This is a genomic window from Curtobacterium sp. 'Ferrero' (genome assembly GCF_002412165.1).
Classification (GTDB): Bacteria; Actinomycetota; Actinomycetes; order Actinomycetales; family Microbacteriaceae; genus Curtobacterium.
The window spans coordinates 1-18235 of sequence record NZ_NXIA01000003.1 but is presented as its reverse complement, the minus strand read 5'-3'; the positions used below and the strand labels follow the sequence as shown (position 1 = coordinate 18235).

The following is an 18235-nucleotide window of genomic DNA, read 5'->3' as shown; positions in this document are numbered from 1 at the left end:
CAGCGTGCTGCAGGCATTTTCCAATGCTCGGGCCCAAGCCGCTGGAAGTACACCGCCGCGCTACGCGATGCTTAGCGCGAGGTACGAGAAGGTCCGGATACGCGTGGGGGTGCTCCGAGAGGAGAAGCGAGAGCGAGCTTGACAGCGAGACCCACACCTCGAAGCGAGCCCTATTAGGAACTCTCGTCGCGCGAGGTCGACAACGGTTCCGCGACGCAGGGATCGGTCTTCAGGTTCGGTGTCCCCCTTTTGGGTACTGGCGGCAACTTCCTCAATACCGAACACTTGCTTGGAGCCACGCGCAAGCCAGGGGAACAATGCGACTACGAGAAGTCACCGTCAAGAACTTTCGATCAATCGGCTCTCAAACAAAATTTCAACTCGGCGACCTGACGACGCTCGTCGGACCGAATAACGAAGGCAAGAGCAATCTTCTACGTGCCGTGGGTTTAGGCATGTACTTGATCGACCGCTGGAGCTCCATTCCGGGCAACGTCAGCGATACGGATCTGACTGGGGCCCTCGCGTCCTGGATCGCCCGGAGTACCAGGGGCGGCACAGGTACTCGCCGGCAGGACGCGCTCGGATATTCATGGACTGACGACTATCCGATATCGAAGCAGCATCGTCCTGGCTCACACCCTACTGTCCTCCGCTTGACCTTTGGACTCACGCCGGAGGAGGTCCAGGAGTTTCATGAAGCCACCGGTATCACCAATAACGGTGAACTGCCCGTGGAGATTAGTTTGTCCCGGAATGGTGCGTCTTTCGGGGTCGTTAAGCCCGGTCGCGGCGCTGCGAGCCACAAGGCGAAAGCTCGCGAAATTGCATCGTTCATCGCGGACCGACTAACATTCGTTTCGATTCCGGCTGTGCGTACTATTGAACAGGCGCGAGGGTTGATGAATGACCTGAGTAGAATTCGGATACGCGAACTCACTCAATCTGAAGAGTATGTCGCGCTTGCCGAGAAACTCAGAGATCTTCGGCATTCCGCCATCGACGGAGTAGGGGCCGAGTTAACAGCCTCGGTTCAACGATATCTGCCCAGTATCTCCGCCATCCAGATCCTAACGACCGACCTGGAGCGGTCGGACAACGTCGAGGATGTTCTCGTAGATGATGGTTCCATCACGTCACTCGCAAACAAGGGTGACGGCGTCAAGAGCCTCGTGACTCTGGCATTGATCCAGGAACTTGCACGAGAAAGGACAAAGAGCCATAGCTTCATCCTGCTGGTCGATGAGCCCGAGGCCCATTTGCACTCGTCAGCTGTTCATGAACTTCAGGTGCTATTCGAAGACATTTCGTCTGATCAGCAAGTGGTGCTCGCAACTCATAATCCGATCTTCGTGAACCGAGACCACGAGCAGTCCAATATCCTGGTCAGGGCGAATGAAGCCAAGCCGGCCAAGTCGATCGCAGAAATCCGCGAGACCCTCGGAGTCCAGTTGCATGACAATCTCGATTCCGCTGAGGTCGTGGTTCTCGTCGAGGGTATTACAGATGTGACATCTCTTGCCTCCGTGGTAGCGGAGCAGGTGAGTCAGAAGTCTGACGTGCGCAACGGTCGAGTTGTTTTCAAAGCGATCAGGGGCGTAGGGAAGCTACGCTCGCAAATCACACGAGAAAAGTCTTCGGTGAGCCGAATAATTGCCGTATTGGACGGCGATGAAGCTGGTCAAGCGGAGGCGGTCCGACTCAGGGAACTCAAACTCATTAGGGCGGCGAATGTCTTCGTCGTTCGGGATGTGCAGCGAGCCCACTCTGAGCTTGAAGATCTTTTCCTCCCTGAAGCATACTTGCCACGCTTGAACTCGGCGTTCGGTAGGGAATTCAAGGACTCTCACTTCCAAAACAGAGGCAAGAAGTGGACGAGCAACCTGACGGCCGCCGCGGCGTCCTTGGGCATCGCCGAGACGGGCGATGCACTTACGACACCCGCGAAGATGGCCGTAGCTGAGTCCGTCAGGGAACTCGGAGCAGGTGCACTGAAGGCACATGCGAGTGAGAATATCGCGGCTCTCCGATCCTTGATCTGGACGAATCGGACCGACTGAAGGACTCGTTGTGGCGTGTTCCTCAACTGGCTGCGTTCCAATCTGGCTTGTTGGAACGCGCGCCCCCGGGGAGGGACCCGGCGGATGCCACGAGGCTCATCGATCGGTCGTTCAGATAGTCTAATGTTTCGAACATGCTAATCGGACAAGCGTGACTCGCTTTGTGTAACGGAAGAAGGCTAACCGCGATGCTTGCCCCTCCTCAGCCAGCAAAAACATCCGGCCTGCCCCGAGTGATCCTCACTGACTACACGATCGCGAGTTACGGAGAAGCTAAGACAGCAATCCTCAGAGAGCTACGCGTCCTGCGCGCCACGTGTCTCGTGAAGAGCGGATCCATCCTGTCGGCCCCGAGGGAGGTCTTGACGGTCGAGTACGGACCTCACGAAGACGGAGCTCGCCGGCTGCTTCGATCAAGCCACAGAACACCACTTGATCGTCAGCGGACATGGGTAGAGCAGTTCGTGTCCTCAACTAGCATCGAGGGCGCTGGCGTCGGCTTTGTCGAACAGATAGAGCGTCTCGGGATGGACTGCCTCGCTTTCAGCAACTTGACAGACGCGGAGTGGGAGGCGATCCGCAGTTTGCCCGAAGTGGAGGCGGTCTCTTGCGGGAGGGCGACCTTCGCAGTCGACAACGCCATTGCGCGGTATTTCGTTTGGGACTTGCTCATACCAATTGTGATTGCCGGAGAGGGTGTCATTCTCACTGACTACGAGGATGCCCCGTCGACCGTGTTCCCAGCACAAGGCAGCGGCAGGATGGAGTTCATATGCGATCGTGACCACACAACCGAGCCGGAATCCGACGGGCACTTCTACGGTTTCGACGTCAGTGAAGCATTGGCCATCGAGGCGGGCGTCTACCTGCCGACGATGCCCCAGGAGCTTCCGCCGGCAGAACCGATCGTCTATCACCGCTCGCCGCTAGCATCTGTTTTCGATCGACTTCCCCACACCGGTCCTGCGCGAATCAGCAAGCTGGATCGGCCGGATGCGAACGCGCACGCTGAGATCAGCGAGGCCATGCAACAGTTCCCGGACTTCACGCGAGTGAAGGATAAAGTTCGCGGATACTGTTTGAATCCTGAGCAATCTGAACAGAAGTGGAAGGGGTTCTTCCAGGCAGGCTACGACATCCGCGAAGAGGGCCATGTCGAGATACTGACCGCTCTCATTTGCAGCGCGCTCAACGGAGAATTTCCCATTCGAGACGCGCGCGCCACTGCCGACGGTCGTGTGCAGTTCACGGTGCCGGTCGCTCTTCCAACGACCGACGGGGGACTTGTGCCCCTCTTGACGTCGTGGCTGGGCGGAGGCGGTGTTCCTCTTTCTTTGGCAACGGCGTACCGCGCGGCCGGTTTTGACGAGTTGTCCGGAACCGCGGCGATCCCGGCCGACCTTTGCGAAACGACAAATTGGGACGCGTTGTTCGCATACGTTTCGGCCGAAACTCTCAATCATGCCTCGCGGCTGGATGGTGAAGGTTACCCGTTCTTCTATAGTACTTTATGGATTGAGCACGCTGACAAGCGGTCCAGGGCGTTTGCCACTTGGGTGCGGAAGAACCGGCGCGGATTCAGTGGGGTGTTCTCTCGCGTCGCGTTCGGAGGCAGGGTAACCTTCGTGCGCTTTCCCGAGGAGGGGAATCAAGTTTCAGCTGCTCGCGCTGCCGCGCAGGCAAATCACGCACAAGTCCTGTTTCAACTTGCTGGTATTCGTGCACATGCTTCTTTGGTTGGTCTGTAAGGCGAGCCAAGGTCTGGAGTGGGAGAACCCCTCAGTTTGGATTGGGGTGATACCTGCGTCCTTTTTCGTGAGCGACATATGCCGCCAGGCCCTGAAGCTCAATCGAAGGGCCGCATCGAACCGCCCCCGGCGAGCGGATCAAGTCGATCACGAAGTTGCTGGGGGCGCGCCGTCGAGTGACCGATGGCTCCTGGTTCTCGATTGCGCATATAGTCAGAACCGTTGAAGGGGAGGTGGACAGTCTTCGTACCTAGGCCCGGGTGCTGATTCAACCGCGACGTGGAACCCCTCAATCGCGGCCTGTTCGCTTGTTTCGGGGACCGCCTGATGTCACACTGCGAGGCGGACAAGTAATTTGGCAGTAGTCGCGGACTGTTTGGTGGCAGGAGCGAGGATCCGCGGCGCTGGGGGGACAAGATAGCTGGCAGCCGACAGGTTGTTTGTGACTGTTCACGAAAACGGTCGCCTGCTCACGAAAGCGGTCGCAAACGCCTCTTGGCGACAAGTTCTGCGGGCAGCGTCGCCGCATCTGCCCGATGCGCTGCCTGCACCACCCCTCGGAGGCAGAAAGGTTCGGCGGTCCTGCGGCGATCGAGTGGGGCAGAACTGAGTACGACGTTCACCCCGACCCGGGCTGCCGAGCGCGCGGTTGCAACGAGAGTGGTGGCGGAGCGAACACTTCGAGGGCTCGACCCGGTCGCTTGAGTACCCGCCGGACTGGGGCGTTATTGGCGGTTTCCTCACCTCTAAGCTGGGACTGCCAATGATCATGAGGGGGATCGTGCTTCCAGCTATGGACGGACGCGGCTTGCTGCCGCCCGCGGCCCACCCTTATTTGGCGACGCTCGAGGAGCTGCATGAGCGCTTCGTCGTCGAAGCACCGTTTCGTGAGCAACGTCAGCGTGTGTTCGACGCTCTCTCGCTGTACGCAGCACTCGTCTGGGACGCTCTTCCATCAGCACGCCTCCGCATCGACGGTGGCTTCATCACCCACAAGACTTGGGCCGCTCCCGAAGACGCCGACGTCGTCGTCGTGTACGACAAGCCAACACCTCCGGGGGGCCTGGATCGGGTCGTTCGGGCATCGCTGTTCACGATGAGCGACGTCACCGCTGTCATCGCAAACAAGCCTGCCGCCCTCGACAAGGTCGCCGTCATGGGAGGGCTGATCGACGCTTACCCTGCACCAGCGGACAAGCCGGCTCTCCTCGAGTACTGGGACCGCATGTGGTCAAACGTCACCGGTCCAGGGAAGACTCTCCTCGAAGGAGAACGGAAGGGGTACGTGGAGGTGACGAATCCCAATGCCGAGCAGTGACGAGAAGTCGCTCGAAGACCTCTTCCGGGCGGCCTTACGCGAAGCGCTTGACGACCCCGATCGCGATCTGCTGCTCGGCGCGCTTCTGGCATCCGCGGACGCATCCCCGACACTGCAACTCGTGGCAGAAGAGGAACTTGCGCCCGACGCCGCTGAACTCGAACTGCATCTCAACGAGGGAGACGTTCAGGAGCACGCCACGAACGCCAAGTCCTTCGGTGTCTTCGTCAGCGCTATGGCAGATGCGTCGAAGGAGTACGTCAAGAGCGTCCTGCGCCTGGGCGCGATGAGCGCGCCACTGCGCGTCGCACCAGGGCCCGGGTCAGTGCGCGCGACATTTATCGCTCCGACCCCGCATGAACGCTCTGACGCTCGCCACACCCCGCTCTCCGGTGACTCGAACCAAGACCGCGTCTGGACCGAGAGTGACGTGTACTCGGACTCGCTATGGGCTATCGCGACCGTCTTCAGTAACGCTGAACCCGATCCGGACAACGTCGCGCTCGACGGCATCATCCAGACCATCCCGTTCCGAGCACGGACACAACTGCGGAAGGTCGCGGAACAGGTAGCGGCAAGGGACTGGCAGGTCACAGGAGAGTTTCGGAAGCAGGGCCTTCAAACGCATGGTGTGTCGCTGTCCAGCCGCGGCGCGAAGCACCTCGCCGAGCAGCTCGCAGTCCAAGACGTTCACCGAACGCAGTGGAACACCTCCGGTGCAATCACCGGGCACCGCTGGGACAAAGGCTTGATGTTCTTCGCGGCTGACGATCGCACTCGCACCTTCGCCGCCAGCTTCGAATCATCCGACCTGGAACAGCGCGTTGCGCAGTTGGCGACGGTCGAGGACCGACGAGTAGAGGCTCGCTTCACTATCTACACCGCGGTTGGCAGAGGCGCGGACGAGGGCCGTCGAAGCTATGTGCTCGAAGCGATCTACCCCGTCGCAGCGGACACCGAGCTCGACCTGCCTTCAGATACTTGACGGCGGGTCGCCTACCTGCAGCCACCTCCCGATGACTGAGAGAACTTGTGGATGCGAAACAGGTAAGCGAGGTCCGATCCCATAGCGGCACCATGCGAGCTTCGTATCTCGCTTTCATGGCGTCCGGTACCCGGACCAAGGCCCGGTAGCGCAGACGGCGTTGATCCGGACGTCGGCGGCGGCATGCTCGGCGTCGTCGCGGGTCACGAAAACACGACCCGATCGAGCGACAGCGATACGAGCGCGGCACGCTCGCCAACGCCATTCGTCGACCGCATTCACATAGACCTCGAAACGACCCGTCGGGGAGAGCGCTCTGAACCTGGCCGCGGCTCGCTGCGCGCTGGCGAGGGTGTCAAAGCCTTGCCCTGACCGCGCGAGCGACTCGTTCTTGGAATTGTGCAAACGCCAGACGAACTGGCCGTTCTGCATCGGGACCGACGTAAATCGAAGGGACACTGCGCCCCACCACGTTAAACAGCGCCGCAAGCATCAACATCATCACGACGAGGGCACGCGGAAGGGCCGCGGGCGCTCTGGCTTCGGTCATCCCGACACAGTACGAGCGCTCGGTGGAGGTTCTGTCGCGGAGCCCGCACACCGCGATGAACGTCCTCGAGCGTTCTCTGCGCTTGCCTCGACGGTGACCGGTACCGTCCACCTAAGGATCCTCGAACAGGCGCCACAACGCAGCTACGTCAACAGCGCGGTCAGCTCGTCGCTCAACACGTCGAACGTGCGTTGGTAGACCAGGTGATGCTGGTAAGTACGAACGAGGTACCTGCCCTCGTCACTGCGCATCTGAATCGAGATGCCGCTCCCTGTCGCGCTATCGGCAACACGCCAAGTCAGCCGCATCGGCAGCCTGCTCAAGCCTCGTCGTGTCGCGCCCCACATCCGGTACGTGAACCGCGAGCCCAGATCGACAGCGCCCTCCGTCATCGCTTCAACGGGGCTGCCGCTCTTCTCGGCTAACCAACCGGCGACGATTTGTACTGCGCGCTCGGGGGGGCTGGGCGCTCGAGAGCGTGACCTCACGGGTCTCGGCAAGATCAATCATTTGACCGTCCTACAGGGCAGCACTCCTGACCGCCCGATAGCCGATCTGTCACCGGGCGGCCTTGGCATCGCCCGGCCGGAAAGCCCTCGGTCCGACGTGATCATAGCCCCGCCGCGAAGCTGCCGAGGACAATGCCCACCGCAACCATCCCGAGCGCGACCGCGCGAAAGACCGCCGTAGGCAAAGTGCGGTAGCGCCGTGCGGCTCGTTCACCGTGGAAGACCCTGACCTGCCGCGCGAAGAACTCGCGGCCCTCCTCAGGAGCTGCTGCGAAGATCACACCGACTAGAACGAACGCGCCTCCGACGACCCACAGTGGCCAAACTGCCTCCACTTGCATTCCCTCCACTCCTGCTGCCCTCTTGCCAGCCAAGCAGATTTCGCTGTCCCCGCCCCTGTCTCGTCCACCGATCGTCTACGGGTCGCGCTTCGCTCCGCGAAGAGCAAAGCGCCACAGTCTCACGCCGGCGTAGAGCAAGAGGATGCCGAGTGCGGTGTTCAGGATCACGAGGACGACATCGAGGTCCGCGCGAAACGAGCGCACAGCCGACGTCACGATGAAGATCAGTCCGAAGACGAAAGCGCCGGTACCAAGCACCTTCGCGCTGACCACATCCATGCGGTCAACGTACTGCTCTCGAGCCTGCTGCATCTCACACGCCTTGCAGGCGACGGCAGCGCCACGTCACAGAACTCGACTGTGACGTTGCCGAACGGACATCGGCACCAGTCACGTGGACGAAAGGGCGCCGGCCTGGACAGAGGAACCAGGACCTTGCCCTTGCGGAAACGGGTGGTTGCCCGTAATGGCGGAGCGACCTTCGTGTGGCAGCGGATTTCGCAGACTCGGTCCGGAAACACCCACTGCGGACAACGAAGTGGTTCCAGGGACGAGATCACATGGGCAAGGACAAGTTAGAACCAGAGTCCACAGATCGTCGTGTCGTCCGCCAGCTGACTTGTCCAACCCTGCAACCGCTCGGCTGTCGAACGGACGTGATCCGCCTCGTCACTCCGGCGTACCCGGCGGCGGCTTCTTGGTCCGCCGAGCTCGGAGCTCGAACACGAGGCTTGCGACGAAAGCGGCGCCAGCGATGAGGTAGCAGCCGATCATCGCCGCGAGCGACCAGTCTCGGCCGCGAGCCGCCAAGGAGAGGATCGCCCCGATGAGGCACGGAACGAAGACGAGGGCCTGCAGGCACGTCCCGAGCCACTGATCTCTGTTCATCACGTCCTCACCTCCTGAGGGGATGCTCGCTGGGCGTCAGGGTTGCGGTCCCAGCCTTCCAGTCCGGGCTCTCACGGGTGCTCCGGTAACGAGACGGCCTCACGGTACCCGTTCCGGGATGGACTACTCTCGGCCTCGACCGCTGCGGAGTTGACATCGCTCTACGACGGGCGCGTTCTCCGAGCGGCACGGCTTCGAGCGCCGATCTGAGACCGGACCGGGCATGGACGTGACAAGCGTTCACTGACCCGATCGACGTCCGGCGCGACGAGCGGACGACCTGGCGGATGATGGGTCGGTGAACCGGACCGACCGTCTCTACGCGATCGTTGAGGAACTCCGGGCCGTTGCGCCGCGGCCGCGGAGCGCTCGGCGCCTCGCGGAACGGTTCGAGGTGTCGGTCCGCACCATCGAACGCGACCTCTCCTCGTTGCAGCAGGCGGGCCTCCCGATCTGGGCGGAACCGGGCCGGACCGGCGGGTACGTGATCGACGCCGCAGCGACCCTGGCGCCCCCAGGGTTCACGGTCGACGAGGCCTTGGCCGTGCTGATCGGGCTCGGCTCGCTGGGACGGAGCCCGTTCCGGCAGGCAGCCCGGACCGCGGCCCGGAAGGTGCTCGCCGTCATGCCCGACGGCGACGCCGCGCGTGCCAGCGCGCTCGCCTCGCGGGTGCACTTCCTGGAACGCGAGCACGACGAGCACGAGCGTCGTCACGACCACCACCACCACCAGCACCAGCACCAGCACGACGACGAACGCCAGCACAGCCACGACCACCACCACGACGCGACCATCCCGACCGCCTTCGCGGAGGCCCTCCGTGCCGACCGCGTGGTGCGCCTCCGGTACCGGGACGCCAGCGGCACGGAGTCGACCCGCGACGTCGAGCCCCTGGGGTCGATCGGCAAGGAGGGGCACTGGTACCTCATCGCCTGGTGCCGGAGGCGGGACGGGGTCCGGGCGTTCCGCGGGGACCGGATGCTGGCGATCGAGGTGACCGGGGAACGGGCGCGCCGGCGTGCCCTCCGGGCGGAGGACCTCATGATCCCGTTCGGGCGACTCCGGCCCGTCCTCGACGGCTGACACGGCTGACACGGCTGACACGGCCGACGCGCGCGACGAGATCCGTGGAACACCGACAGGACGGTGTCGCGAGGGGAGACGACGCTGGTGCTCCCACCTCGTCGATCCACCGAAGGAACCCCATGTCGTTCACCTCCATCCGCATCGTCACCGATGACCTCGACGGTCTCGTCGCCTTCTACGAGCGGCTCACCGGCCAGCGCGCCGAGCGCCCCGCACCGGTCTTCGCGCAGTTCAGCGGACCGGGTGCGAACCTCGCGATCGCGAGCACCGCCACCGTCGCCGCTGCCGGCGAGGCACTCACCCCCGGGGCGAATCGTTCCGTCATCATCGAGTTCCGCGTCGCCGACGTCGACGCGGCCTTCGCCGCGCTCGCGCCCGCCGGCGAGGACGTTGTCCTCGAGCCGTCGACGATGCCGTGGGGGAACCGGTCGGCGCTGATCCGCGACCCCGACGGCAACGTCGTCAACCTGTTCAGCACGCCGGCGACCGTCGCGCACTGACCCGGCCTGGAGGCACGGATCGCCTCCGCCGCGCTGATCGCGATCGCGGGGCCGCGCGACAACAACCCTCCCGTTGCGTTAGAGTCGGAGCAGGCCGACCCTGACGCAACGGAAGGGTTGGTCGTGCCGGACGCCCTCCCGCCGCCGGCCGTGCGCGACGACGCGCCCCACGACACCGCTCGCGGGCGCAGCGCCCGCACCCCCATCCGAAGGAGAACCGTGACGACCGTCACGCAGCCCGTGCCCGTCCAGGCACATCGCAGTCCCACCGTCCTGTCCGCCCTGCGGAACCCGAGGGTCCTGCTCCGGGAGGTCCTCGCCGGCCTCGTCGTCGCCCTCGCCCTCATCCCCGAGGCCATCTCGTTCTCGATCATCGCCGGCGTCGATCCGCGGGTCGGTCTGTTCTCGGCGTTCGTGATGGCGGTGGTGATCTCGTTCGTCGGCGGCCGGGCGGCGATGATCTCCGGCGCCACCGGGGCGATCGCCCTCGTCGTCGCCCCGGTCGTCAGGGAGCACGGCCTCGACTACCTCATCGCCACCGTGCTGCTCGGTGGCGTCTTCCAACTCGTCCTCGGCGGGCTGGGTGCGGCGAAGCTGATGCGGTTCGTGCCCCGGTCGGTGATGGTCGGGTTCGTCAACGCCCTCGCGATCCTCATCTTCACGGCGCAGCTGCCGAACATCATCGGGGTCTCCTGGCTCGTCTGGCCGATCGCCGCCGCCGGCATCGCGATCATCGTCCTGCTCCCCCGCCTGACGAAGGCGATCCCCGCACCCCTGGTCGCGATCGTCGTGCTGACGCTGGTGACCGTGCTCGCGTCGGTCGCGATCCCGACCGTCGGTGACGAGGGCAAGCTCCCCGACAGCCTGCCGACGCTGTTCCTCCCGGACGTCCCGCTCACCCTCGGGACGCTCGCGACCATCGCCCCGTACGCACTCGCGATGGCGATCGTCGGCCTGCTGGAGTCGCTGATGACCGCCAAGCTCGTCGACGAGGTCACCGACACCGGCTCCCGGAAGACCCGCGAGGCCCTCGGGCAGGGCGTCGCGAACATCGCCTCCGGTCTGTTCGGCGGGATGGGCGGCTGCGCGATGATCGGGCAGACGATGATCAACGTCAAGGCGTCCGGCGCCCGCACCCGGATCTCGACCTTCCTGTCCGGGGTGTTCCTGCTCGTCCTCGTCGTCGGCCTCGGTGACGTCGTCGCGATCATCCCGATGGCCGCGCTCGTCGCCGTCATGGTGATGGTCTCCGTCGGCACCTTCGACTGGCACAGCATCCGTCCCTCGACCTTGCGGCGGATGCCCGTCGGCGAGACCGTCGTCATGGTGCTCACGGTCGTGGTCGTCGTGGCGACCGACAACCTCGCGATCGGTGTGGTGATCGGTGTCGTCGCGGCGATGGTCGTCTTCGCCCGCCGCGTCTCCCACTTCACCTCGGTCGCGCGGAGCATCGAGACCCTGCCCGACGGCGAGCAGCACGCGCGCTACACGGTCGTGGGCGAGCTGTTCTTCGCCTCCTCGAACGACCTCACCACCCAGTTCGACTACTCCGGCGACCCGGAGCTCGTCGTCATCGACATGACGGAGTCGCACGTGTGGGACGCCTCGACCGTCGCCGCCCTGGACGCGATCGAGACGAAGTACCACCAGCACGGCAAGCGGGTGGAGATCCGGGGCATGAACGACGCCAGCCAGGCCTTCCACGGCCGGCTCGCCGGCACCCTCGGAGCCGCCCACTGAAGCGCGCCCACCGCAGCGCGCCCACTGAAGCGCGCCCACCGCAGCGCGCCCACTGAAATCGCCGCCACTGACCGCACAGACCTCCGCCCAGCCTGACCCGAACAGGCACCGAGTGATCGGGCGGAGCAGTGGGGCCGGCACCTGATCCGCCGGCTCCGCAGCGGGCACCGCCACGTCGTCCGGGCGGTGCCCGCCTCCGGACGGCGGCCCTTCTAGCCCCGCTCCCGCAACGTCACGCTCGGCAGCTCGCCGAACGCCTGCTCGTAGTACCCCGCGAACCGACCGAGGTGCCCGAACCCCCACGCCACGGCGACCGCCCCGACGGTGGTGGTCGCGGGGTCAGCGTGTCGCAGGGCATCGCGGACCAGACGCAGGCGGGTCTCCCGGAGCGCGGTCATCGGCGACGGCAGGTCCGCCCGCACGAACGCCTGCTGCAGCCCACGGGAGCTCATCCTCGCGGCCGCTGCGATGTCGGCGGTCGTCATCGGCTCCGCCGCGTGGTCGTCGATGTACTGCAGGGCGCGGCCGACGGCGTCGCTCGGGCCGAGCCCCGCGTCGTCGCCGGGATCGACGAACGCGTCGAGCACGAGCTGCGCGACCGCCCGGGTCAGCATCGCTCGGCGGCCCGGGTCGGTGTCGGGACGCAGGAGTTCCGGCGCAGCCGTGGCGAGTCGGCGGCGGAGCGCGAGGAGTTTCGTGGGGTCCGGCTTCCGCGTGAAGCGCAGTCGTCGCGGTGCCGCCGCACGCCGCTCCGCGTCGAGGTCCTCGAGGAACGCCGCCCGGAAGTCCACGGCGTGCAGCACGGTGCCCGCCGATGCCTCGATCGTGAGCGCCCGACCGGTCGGGTACATCGCTGCCGTCCCGGGCAGGAGCAGCTGCTCCTCGTCGGTGCCGGCGTCGATCGCCGCCGCCCCGTCCTGCGCCCACGTCAGCAGGAAGTGCCCCTCGGGCTCGATCCGGCCCCACCGGTCGGCGGACAGTGCCGAGCTGCGGATCGTCATGTGCTCGTCGCCGACGCTGCGGACCCGGTACGAGAACGCGGCGTCCGTGGGGGTGAGCACGACACGGTGGGCGTTGTGCATCCGCTCGTAGAACGAGGTCGCCTGGGCGAGGTCGTCGCCCGCCGCCTCGCGGCGCGCAGCCGCGCGCGGCCGTCCGACACAGTCGGCGGCCGGTGCTGCATCCGTTCGGTCGCTCATCTCCCGGAAGCCTACGTCCGCGGATCGCGGACAGCCTCCGAGTCGGTCCGTCCGCGCNGTCAGGAGCCGGGCTGGACCGCCTGCACCTGCAGCTGGTCCGCGCTCGTCGCGGTGCACGCGGACAGTTGCAGCTGCCCCGCGTCGACGAACAGCGACCGCTTCGACCCGGGCGGGTAGACCCGGAACCCGTCCGCCGTGACGGCGCCGCAGTCGCCGTAGTTGCCGGCCTCGGCGACGAGCACCGTCGCGTGCGCCACACTGCCGGCAGCGATCGTCACCGTGCCGTGCGCGCTCGACCGGTCCAGGACCGCGGGTGCGCCGAGCTGCGTCCCGTTGCCCTTCCCCACGAAGGAGACACCCGGCCAGCCCTGCAGGGTGCACGACGACGAGCCGGTGTTGCGGAACACGATGTCGTACGCCTGGTGGCCGGCACTGCCGCCCCCGGCGGCCGCCGTCAGCGACCCCTGCAGGTCGGTGGCGGCGCAGCGGCTCGAGCGGAGTGTCCCGGTGCCCGACGACGTCCCTCCGGATCCGCTGGCCGCGGCCGGACTGGAGGCACTGCTCGCGTCGTGCGCGGTCGTCGCGCCCGACGTCGGGTCCGGTGTGGTGGTCGCGCTGGGTGCAGTCGTCGTCGTGGGTCCGGCCTGCACCGACGCGGTCCCGGCGCACCCGGCGAGGGCGACCAGCGCGACGATGGTCGCCGCCCCGGCGAACGCCGTGCTCCTCCACGCTCTCGTGGTCATCTCAGGCTCCTTCCTGTCGGCCTGGTTCCACCCTCGACCCGCGACGATGAGGTTTCGATGAGGCGCCCGTCCCGGCACCGACCCGGGCGGCACGGAACCGCACGACGACGGTCAGGCCGGGGTCGGACGCGCCCGGCCGGGTGTCGCGCAGCTCGAGTTCGGCGCGCTGCGCGGCCGCTGCCCACTGCACGATCGCGAGTCCCGTTCCGGTCCCCCGTCCCCCGGTGCCGCCCGCACGGAGGGCGTTCCGTCGCGCCCGCGCCGGGATGCCCGGACCGTGGTCGACGATCCGCAGCACACCGTCGCCGACGTGCACCTCGACGGGCGGTGCCCCGTGCCGTGCGGCGTTCGCGAGCGCGTTCTCGACGATCCGCTCGACGAGCTCCGCGTCGGCGTCGACCGTCGTCGGCTCGACCGTGAGCACGATGTCCGCAGCGCCCTCGGGCCCAGATCGTCGCTCGGCGGCCTCGACGTGCGCGATCACCGCACGCTCGACGACCTGGTCGAGCCGGAGCGGTCCGGTGTCGACGGCCGTCCGGCTCGACGAGCGGGCACGGAGGAGGAGCCGGTCGGCGAGCTCGGTGAGCCGGTCGACCTGCCGGACGGTCTGCTCGGGCGGTGCCCGACGCTCGGCGAGCACCCGCAGGGTGGCGAGCGGGGTGCGCAGCTCGTGGGCGGCCTCGACGAGGAACTGCTCCTGCGCCTCGAGCCCGCGGACCGCCGGTCGCACCGCCAGGGCGGCCACCAGGTGCGCGAGCACGGCGGCGAGGAGCGTCAGCGCCCCGGCGGACAGCAGCAACCCCGTGCGCAGCTGCGTGTGCCCCACCGCTGCCGCGACCGGCTTGCCGGCGACCGCGATCCCGCCCGTGAACCCGCCGTCGATGTAGGTGCCGAAGTCGGTGATCGTCGCCGCGGCCCAGTGCAGGCGCGGACCGTCCGGGGCGTCGGCCTCGGGCGCCACGAAGGTCACCACCTGGCCGTCCGCCCGGCGGGCGTCCGCCAACGCTCGTCGCAGCACGGCGTCCGAGGGCAGGGCGTCCTGGCCGGGCTGGGCGTAGGCGATCTCCCGGTCGGTCACGAAGCCGTAGACCGGCACGGACCGCGCGGCGTGGCTCTGCTGCACCGGACCGAGGTGGAGCGCCTGGTCGTCGCCGAACGTCACCAGGTCGGCGAGGGTCTCGGCGCGCTGGCGCAGGTCGGTGTCGGTCGCCTCGGCGCGCGACGACAGATCGATCCGGAGCGCGGCGGCGACGAGGATCCCCAGGCAGGCGGCGGTCGCGGCGGCGAACACCAGGGTCGTCGTCCACCGGATGCGGGCGATGCGCCGCCGGGCCGGGTCCGACGGACGGCGGCCACCCCGCGGCGGCGTCACCCGACCACCCGGTACCCGACCCCGCGGACGGTCTGGATCGGGTCGGGAGCGCCGAGGCGTCGGCGGAGCTGCCCGACGAGGACGTCGACGACGTTCGACCCGGGGGCGCTGTTCTCGTCCCAGCACCGTTCGAGCAGCTCGGTCCGACCGACGACCCGTCCGGCGGCGGTCACGAGCACCTCGAGCACGGCGAACTCCTTGGCCGTCAGGTCGACGAGCGCCCCGTCCCGCCGCAGCTCGTGACGGGCGGTGTCGAGCCCCAGGTCACCGACCCGGAGCACGGGCGGCGCCGGTTCGGAAGCGCGACGGCCGAGGGCCCGGATCCGCGCGGTCAGCTCGGCGAAGGCGAACGGCTTGACGAGGTAGTCGTCCGCTCCGTGCTCGAACCCGGCGACCCGGTCGGACACGCGGTCGCGGGCGGTGAGGAGCAGCGTCGGCGTGGTGTCGCCCGCGCGCCGCATGCCGTCGACGAGCGTGAGGGCATCACCGTCGGGCACGATCCGGTCGAGCACCAGGCAGTCGTACCGGGCGATGGTCCGCTGCAGGTCGGCGTCGGCGACCGTGCCGACGTGGTCCACGACGAACCCCTCGTCGCGGAGCCCGTCGACCACGGCGGCGCCGAGCTCGTCGTCGTCCTCGAGGAGCAGCACCTTCACCCCGACGACGCTACGCCGCGGAGATCACGGTGCGACGGCTTGCGCTGCACACGCGGACACCGCTTCGATGAGAGCGTGCACACCCCCGAGGTCGGCGTCGACCAGTCGCGGCTCGCTCGCTGGCGGACGGCGATCATCGTCGCGTTCGCGATCGGCGGTGTCAGTCTCGCCGCCTGGGGTCCGCGGCTGCCGGAGCTGCGGGCCGACCTCCGGGTCGACGTCGGCACGATCGGTGTGATGCTCGCCGGCGTCACCGTCGGGTCGGTGGGCGGTCTGCTCAGTGCGGCTCCGCTCCTCCGTCGGTTCGGCGGCCGGCGAGCCCTGACGGGGGTGGTCGTCCTCGTCCCGGGTGCGGTCGCGGTCCTCGGGGTCGCCGCGGCGGTGCACTCGGCGCCGCTCGCCGCCGTCGCGTTCGTCGTCGGCGGGGTCGGGATCGGCGCCCTCGACGTGATGGCCAACGTCGAGGGCACCGCGATCGAGGCCCGAGCCGGTCGGACCCTGCTGCCCCTCATGCACGCCGCCTGGTCCGGTGGTGCCGCCCTGGGCGCTGGGATCGCCGCGCTGTGCTCGTGGCTCGGGGTCACCATCGAGCAGCAGCTCATCGCAGAAGCGATCCTCATCGGTGTCGTCGGCGTCGTCGCGATGCGGGCCGTGCCCGACGGCACGCGGGCGGAGGAGCACGATGCGTCGTCGACGCCACGGCAGCGGCTGCGTCGGTGGGCGCGGGGCTGGGCGGACCCGAGGCTGCTGCTCATCGGCGTGGTGATGCTGGGCGTCGAGCTCGGCGAGGGGTCGGCGAACAACTGGCTCGCGCTCGGGGTGACGGACGGTCACGGCGGGTCGCCGACGGCCGGAGCACTCCTGTTCACGGTCTTCGCGATCGCGGAGGCCGCGACCCGGGTGTTCGCCGGACCGGTCGTCGACCGACTGGGACGGGTCCGGACCGTCCGCACCACGGCCGCGCTCGGGGTCCTCGGCGCGATCTGCTTCATCCTCGGGTCGGCGTGGTGGGTGCTCCTCGTCGGTGTCGTGCTCTGGGCGGTGGGCGTCTCGATGGGATTCCCGCTCGGCATGTCCGCTGCGGCGCAGAGCGGGCCGAACGCCGCGGCACGGGTGAGCGTCGTCGCCTCGATCGGCTACTTCGCGAACTTCGCAGGCCCACCGGTCGTCGGGGCGCTCGCCGCGAACGTCGGTCCCCTGGCTGCGCTGTGGCTGGTCGCGGTGTCCTTCGTGGCGGCGTTCCTGGCGGCCGGTGCGCTCCGGCCGGTGCCCGCCCGCTGACGACGGCGAACACCCGGCCACCGGTCCGGTTCACCGTGCCGGCAGGGTGACCCCGGTCGCGTCGGCGAGGGCGCGGAGCAGGTCGTCCCGGAAGCGTGCGTCGCGGACGGCGGGGTGCGGCTCCTGCTCAGCCTGGTGGTACCAGTACCCGCCGCTGACCGTCGCCTCGGCCGCGGTGGCGAGCCACTCCTGCGTGCGGTGCCCGAGCTCCAGGTCGTCGGGCGCTCCGGCACCGCCCATCTTCGTCGGCACCCAGCCGGGGTCGACCGCGTTGGCTCGCACCCCGGGCCACCGCGCGGCGACGGCGGCGCTCAGCGTGGTCACGAAGAGCTTGCTGTCCGAGTAGCTCCGCGAGGCCGTGCGGCCGGTCCAGTCCACGCCGTCCAGGTCCGGCGATCCACTGCGGTGCATGCCGCTGCTCAGGTAGACGTGCCGGGTGGGGCTCGTCAGGAGCGCCGTGAACAGGTACGGCGCGACCACGTTCACGGGGACGATCGACGCGCCGGAGATGACGCCGGCGTTGTGCACGACGGCGTCGAGCGGCTCACCGTCCTCGAGCGTTCTGACGGCAGCCAGGACCTCGTCTCGCTCGGCGAGGTCCGCAACGACGAGGTCGGCTCCGGCGTCCGTCAGGTCGGACACCGCATCGGCACGTGCGGTCGAGCGAGCGTGGACGACGACGTCGTGTCCCTCGCGGAGCAGCGTCTCGGCGGTCGCCCGCCCGAGCCCGTCGGTGGATCCGGTGACCAGGATGCGTACCATGCCGCCATCCTGCGCCCCGAGGCTGACCGCGCACGCCGGTCGGGCGCCCGCGCGGCGCGCGACGGACGGGAGGCGCGTGTCGGGCGCGCACCGAGCCTCCCGTCCGGCTCGTGCTCCCGCCCGGCCTCCGGCCGGACACCCCGACACAGCACACGGCGCCGTCCCCGGGCAGGGACGACGCCGTGTGGTCTGCGGTGCTGGTGTTACTTGATCTGGGCGGTGATGGTGGCGGTGCCGACGAGCAGGCCGCGCTTGACGGCGTCGGTGCCGAAGGTCTTGTTGAGCAGGTCGGCGGCGTCCTGGCTGATGTGCACGGTGGTGCCGGTCAGGATGGCGTCGTTGCCCTCGAGCTGCAGCGGCTTGAGGGTGCCGCCCCAGAGCTCGAACAGGTACGCGTTGGCCGCGGCGACCTTGCCGTTGACGAGCACGTCGCCGTAGAGCTTGGACGAGCCGGGGTTGACGACGAAGTTCTCCAGGGTGACGGTGGTGTCGCCGG

At 67.5% G+C, this 18235-nt stretch carries 16 protein-coding genes and 2 pseudogenes; 9 read left to right on the top strand and 9 right to left on the bottom strand.

Features of this window, described 5'->3' with window-relative positions; all coding sequences use genetic code 11:
- Nucleotides 1-23: 23 nt before the first annotated feature.
- From Csp2054_RS18685 to Csp2054_RS04095, 5 genes and pseudogenes are all read left to right on the top strand, one after another.
- Nucleotides 24-431, top strand: a pseudogene (locus Csp2054_RS18685) (hypothetical protein); the annotation flags it as partial.
- A gap of 225 nt (nucleotides 432-656) precedes the next feature.
- Nucleotides 657-2060, top strand: a complete 1404-nt coding sequence (locus Csp2054_RS04105; protein WP_255252606.1) for an ATP-dependent nuclease — start codon at nucleotides 657-659, stop codon at nucleotides 2058-2060.
- A gap of 527 nt (nucleotides 2061-2587) precedes the next feature.
- Nucleotides 2588-3808, top strand: coding sequence for a hypothetical protein (locus tag Csp2054_RS17640; protein WP_141399119.1), 1221 nt, complete (start codon nucleotides 2588-2590; stop codon nucleotides 3806-3808).
- A gap of 649 nt (nucleotides 3809-4457) precedes the next feature.
- The gene (locus Csp2054_RS04100) at nucleotides 4458-5126 is read left to right on the top strand and encodes a DUF6932 family protein (RefSeq protein ID WP_141399118.1); all 669 of its coding nucleotides are present in this window, start codon (nucleotides 4458-4460) and stop codon (nucleotides 5124-5126) included.
- Nucleotides 5113-6111, top strand: coding sequence for a hypothetical protein (locus Csp2054_RS04095; protein WP_141399117.1), 999 nt, complete (start codon nucleotides 5113-5115; stop codon nucleotides 6109-6111). Before Csp2054_RS04100 ends, Csp2054_RS04095 begins: the two co-directional genes overlap by 14 nt.
- A 355-nt stretch (nucleotides 6112-6466) precedes the next feature.
- Here the strand turns inward: Csp2054_RS04095 and Csp2054_RS18000 are convergent, their stop codons facing one another.
- From Csp2054_RS18000 to Csp2054_RS04075, 3 genes are all read right to left on the bottom strand, one after another.
- Nucleotides 6467-6661, bottom strand: a complete 195-nt coding sequence (locus Csp2054_RS18000) for a hypothetical protein (RefSeq protein WP_176491552.1) — start codon at nucleotides 6659-6661, stop codon at nucleotides 6467-6469.
- Between the two features lie 925 nt (nucleotides 6662-7586).
- Nucleotides 7587-7790 (bottom strand): hypothetical protein, encoded by a 204-nt coding sequence (locus Csp2054_RS04080; protein ID WP_141399115.1) that lies wholly within the window; start codon nucleotides 7788-7790, stop codon nucleotides 7587-7589.
- A gap of 390 nt (nucleotides 7791-8180) precedes the next feature.
- On the bottom strand, nucleotides 8181-8402 hold the full coding sequence (locus Csp2054_RS04075) for an MFS transporter (RefSeq protein ID WP_141399114.1): 222 nt from the start codon (nucleotides 8400-8402) through the stop codon (nucleotides 8181-8183).
- A 295-nt stretch (nucleotides 8403-8697) separates the two neighbouring features.
- Here Csp2054_RS04075 and Csp2054_RS04070 point away from each other — a divergent pair, with 295 nt between their 5' ends.
- From Csp2054_RS04070 to Csp2054_RS04060, 3 genes are all read left to right on the top strand, one after another.
- Nucleotides 8698-9483 (top strand): helix-turn-helix transcriptional regulator, encoded by a 786-nt coding sequence (locus Csp2054_RS04070; RefSeq protein ID WP_096898043.1) that lies wholly within the window; start codon nucleotides 8698-8700, stop codon nucleotides 9481-9483.
- A 122-nt stretch (nucleotides 9484-9605) separates the two neighbouring features.
- Nucleotides 9606-9986: a VOC family protein gene (locus Csp2054_RS04065; protein ID WP_096898042.1), complete on the top strand. Its 381-nt coding sequence runs from the start codon at nucleotides 9606-9608 to the stop codon at nucleotides 9984-9986.
- A gap of 219 nt (nucleotides 9987-10205) precedes the next feature.
- Nucleotides 10206-11726, top strand: coding sequence for a SulP family inorganic anion transporter (locus Csp2054_RS04060; RefSeq protein ID WP_096898041.1), 1521 nt, complete (start codon nucleotides 10206-10208; stop codon nucleotides 11724-11726).
- 212 nt (nucleotides 11727-11938) lie between these two features.
- Here Csp2054_RS04060 and Csp2054_RS04055 read toward each other — a convergent pair whose 3' ends face one another.
- The 4 genes from Csp2054_RS04055 to Csp2054_RS04040 form a co-directional block, all read right to left on the bottom strand.
- Complete coding sequence (locus tag Csp2054_RS04055) at nucleotides 11939-12925, bottom strand: helix-turn-helix domain-containing protein (RefSeq protein ID WP_096898040.1); 987 nt, start codon at nucleotides 12923-12925, stop codon at nucleotides 11939-11941.
- A gap of 59 nt (nucleotides 12926-12984) precedes the next feature.
- Entirely contained in the window at nucleotides 12985-13668 is a 684-nt protein-coding gene (locus Csp2054_RS04050; protein WP_096898039.1) for a DUF4232 domain-containing protein, read from the bottom strand.
- A 1-nt stretch (nucleotide 13669) separates the two neighbouring features.
- Nucleotides 13670-15040, bottom strand: coding sequence for a sensor histidine kinase (locus Csp2054_RS04045; RefSeq protein WP_096898038.1), 1371 nt, complete (start codon nucleotides 15038-15040; stop codon nucleotides 13670-13672).
- Nucleotides 15037-15696 carry a response regulator transcription factor gene (locus Csp2054_RS04040; RefSeq protein WP_096898037.1) on the bottom strand — a complete coding sequence of 220 codons (660 nt, stop codon included), beginning with the start codon at nucleotides 15694-15696 and terminating at the stop codon, nucleotides 15037-15039. The genes Csp2054_RS04045 and Csp2054_RS04040 overlap by 4 nt, the downstream gene beginning before the upstream one ends.
- Nucleotides 15697-15771: 75 nt before the next feature.
- Between Csp2054_RS04040 and Csp2054_RS04035 the strand changes: the two genes are divergently transcribed.
- Nucleotides 15772-16977 (top strand): MFS transporter, encoded by a 1206-nt coding sequence (locus Csp2054_RS04035; RefSeq protein ID WP_141399113.1) that lies wholly within the window; start codon nucleotides 15772-15774, stop codon nucleotides 16975-16977.
- Nucleotides 16978-17007: 30 nt separating this feature from the next.
- Here the strand turns inward: Csp2054_RS04035 and Csp2054_RS04030 are convergent, their stop codons facing one another.
- A complete protein-coding gene (locus Csp2054_RS04030) occupies nucleotides 17008-17739 on the bottom strand; it encodes an SDR family NAD(P)-dependent oxidoreductase (RefSeq protein ID WP_096898035.1) in 732 nt (243 codons plus the stop codon).
- Nucleotides 17740-17942: 203 nt separating this feature from the next.
- A pseudogene (locus Csp2054_RS17995) lies at nucleotides 17943-18235 on the bottom strand (hypothetical protein); the annotation flags it as partial.

Bases quoted from the DNA above. Each gene is read 5' to 3' on its own strand.
- Csp2054_RS04050 (WP_096898039.1), bottom strand. From the start codon at position 13,668: ATGACCACGAGAGCGTGGAGGAGCACGGCGTTCGCCGGGGCGGCGACC.
- Csp2054_RS04080 (WP_141399115.1), bottom strand. From the start codon at position 7,790: ATGGATGTGGTCAGCGCGAAGGTGCTTGGTACCGGCGCTTTCGTCTTC.
- Csp2054_RS04030 (WP_096898035.1), bottom strand. From the start codon at position 17,739: ATGGTACGCATCCTGGTCACCGGATCCACCGACGGGCTCGGGCGGGCG.
- Csp2054_RS18000 (WP_176491552.1), bottom strand. From the start codon at position 6,661: ATGACCGAAGCCAGAGCGCCCGCGGCCCTTCCGCGTGCCCTCGTCGTG.
- Csp2054_RS04095 (WP_141399117.1), top strand. From the start codon at position 5,113: ATGCCGAGCAGTGACGAGAAGTCGCTCGAAGACCTCTTCCGGGCGGCC.
- Csp2054_RS17640 (WP_141399119.1), top strand. From the start codon at position 2,588: ATGGACTGCCTCGCTTTCAGCAACTTGACAGACGCGGAGTGGGAGGCG.
- Csp2054_RS04065 (WP_096898042.1), top strand. From the start codon at position 9,606: ATGTCGTTCACCTCCATCCGCATCGTCACCGATGACCTCGACGGTCTC.
- Csp2054_RS04055 (WP_096898040.1), bottom strand. From the start codon at position 12,925: ATGAGCGACCGAACGGATGCAGCACCGGCCGCCGACTGTGTCGGACGG.